A 1952-nucleotide genomic window follows, 5' to 3' on the forward strand; every position below is an offset into this window, starting at 1 on the left:
AGGGCAGGGCACCGAATCAGCGACAAAACAGGCACTAACGAACATCATTTAACATAATAATGATAACGCGCACCTTTATAGTGTGTGCTTATACAGTGGTTTGAGCATGATCATCAGCGTGATCGTGATCCTGGCTGCGTCAATTAGTGGTATATTGGCTAAAAAGTGAGCAAATCCGGCGGGCAGTGCGCGGGAACAGATCCGGTTCCTTGCCGGATGTCAACCCATTCCACCCCCTTTCACAAATCCCCTTGACAGCGTGCGAACCGCACGCTAACTTGATTAAACGACGACAACACAAGGATTTAAACGCATGACCCCACTAGAACGCGCCGTGAAACGCTACGGCACACACTCAGCAGTCACTGAGGCGTTAGAACGCGAGACCGGCTACAAATTCGCACCGCAGACAATCGGGCGTATCCTGCGCCATGAATGCAAGGAAAGCACCGCTGCCTTTGTGCAGTACGCGCTGAGAAACATCTTAGACAGGGAGCAAGCCGCATGAGTATGGTTTTTGACACACACAAACTGATAGAACAGCTCATTAAGGGCGGGATGAGCAAGGAAGCGGCGGAAACTGTGATTTACGGGATTGATGAGGCAGTCAAAAACAATGCAGCGACTAAAACCGACTTGCAGCAGGTGGAAAGCAATCTATTGCACGAAATAACCGAAATCAAAAGCGATATAGGTTGGATCAAGCGCGCGTTCTTTGTCGTCGGCGTGGCGGTCACAGTAGCCGCGCTAAAATACATATTCGCAGCGTAACAAACACCAGACAAAAAAAGGGGCGCTTAGCGCCCTTTCTCTTTTTCGTTGTGCTCACATCCTCACCAGCGCCACCGCCGAACGGCACGCCTTTTTGACTGCCAGCCTAGCCGCCTCTTTCATAATAACTATTTTCCGTTCGGCTTCCACGCTGCGACGAACAGCGCCAATAATGTAAGCGGGGATCTTGCTGGCCTGATCGCAAACCGCCTGCACATCCCGCACCCGTAACCCAGGCTGACAACTCCCGACCTCAACCCGCCCGAACTCGCCCGCCTCATACGCGATCATTACCCTGGCAAAATCATTATCAGGATCAGCACTGAGGACAGCAAAACAATTATTCGCCGTGTACGGCTCCCACATCGGGCAACCAGCGCGGGAACCCACCCGCGCTATATAGAACTCAGCATGTTTGCCGTTGTCAATGCGAACTTTCATCACTCACCCCCAATGCCTGACGCATTTCTAAGATCGTTTCAGCGCTTTGTTTTATCGAATCAACATCAACAGACGACATGTGATCCAGGCTGCTTTTGATATCAGCAATGATCTCTTTGTAACGCGGTATATTCGGATTGTTGGGCTTCATTCTGGCAATGTTAGCCCTCAGCATTTTTTGTATCTTCCGTCCCGTGCTTGCTGTGACACAAAACCGCTTGTCATAGTGAGCCATACAATTAGAAAACGTGATCACCTTGTCATAGCTTGCAATCGCTTTCAGGTCTTTGATTGACCATTGCTTTAGCCGCCACGGCTCTTTTGCCGCCTCCACTTCGTACCGCATATCTTCCGCTATTTTCTTATTGATGAACTCAGCAAGATCCCAACTCGCCCCTAAAAGATCTTTCCCGTATTTGATCACCATCAGGCGATCATTCAAGTGGTATTCCCACTCAGAACAATTAAAGGTTACTGGCCCAATAGACAGTGTTGAACTGTTCGCGCCTAACATCGCGTTAATCAGCACCATACGTTGCATTTCAGAATCACAATCAGGCGCTTTAATAGCGGCTGCCCCGTGATACAACTTCCACGCGATCCCGCACGGGTTCCCGTCGTGGCTTGAGAAAATTAAGCTGTGTTTCTCTGTAGAACTAAATCTTATAATCGCTGGCGTTCCCATGTTGCCCCCTTAACTATGTGCTGACCACTGTGGCGCGTCTTTTGAACCGTGATTC

Annotated in this window: 4 protein-coding genes; 2 read left to right on the forward strand and 2 right to left on the reverse strand. The window is 49.7% G+C overall.

The genetic code is table 11. The features are described 5' to 3' along the window. The first annotated feature begins 313 nt into the window (after positions 1-313). Together H511_RS0109260 and H511_RS0109265 are read left to right on the forward strand one after the other, a co-directional pair. Positions 314-508, forward strand: coding sequence for a hypothetical protein (locus H511_RS0109260; protein WP_027252041.1), 195 nt, complete (start codon positions 314-316; stop codon positions 506-508). After that, positions 505-771 (forward strand): CCDC90 family protein, encoded by a 267-nt coding sequence (locus H511_RS0109265; protein ID WP_027252042.1) that lies wholly within the window; start codon positions 505-507, stop codon positions 769-771. Before H511_RS0109260 ends, H511_RS0109265 begins: the two co-directional genes overlap by 4 nt. A 54-nt stretch (positions 772-825) precedes the next feature. On the opposite strand, the gene H511_RS23020 is transcribed toward H511_RS0109265, so the two are convergent. Together H511_RS23020 and H511_RS0109275 are read right to left on the reverse strand one after the other, a co-directional pair. Further along, the gene (locus H511_RS23020; protein ID WP_036759387.1) at positions 826-1212 is read right to left on the reverse strand and encodes a hypothetical protein; all 387 of its coding nucleotides are present in this window, start codon (positions 1210-1212) and stop codon (positions 826-828) included. Continuing rightward, positions 1196-1897 carry a hypothetical protein gene (locus H511_RS0109275; RefSeq protein WP_027252043.1) on the reverse strand — a complete coding sequence of 234 codons (702 nt, stop codon included), beginning with the start codon at positions 1895-1897 and terminating at the stop codon, positions 1196-1198. The genes H511_RS23020 and H511_RS0109275 overlap by 17 nt, the downstream gene beginning before the upstream one ends. Positions 1898-1952: the final 55 nt, after the last annotated feature.

The sequence above is a fragment of the Photobacterium halotolerans DSM 18316 genome (assembly GCF_000425165.1).
Classification (GTDB): domain Bacteria; phylum Pseudomonadota; class Gammaproteobacteria; order Enterobacterales; family Vibrionaceae; genus Photobacterium; species Photobacterium halotolerans.

Bases quoted from the DNA above. Each gene is read 5' to 3' on its own strand.
- H511_RS0109260 (WP_027252041.1), top strand. From the start codon at position 314: ATGACCCCACTAGAACGCGCCGTGAAACGCTACGGCACACACTCAGCA.
- H511_RS0109265 (WP_027252042.1), top strand. From the start codon at position 505: ATGAGTATGGTTTTTGACACACACAAACTGATAGAACAGCTCATTAAG.
- H511_RS23020 (WP_036759387.1), bottom strand. From the start codon at position 1,212: ATGAAAGTTCGCATTGACAACGGCAAACATGCTGAGTTCTATATAGCG.
- H511_RS0109275 (WP_027252043.1), bottom strand. From the start codon at position 1,897: ATGGGAACGCCAGCGATTATAAGATTTAGTTCTACAGAGAAACACAGC.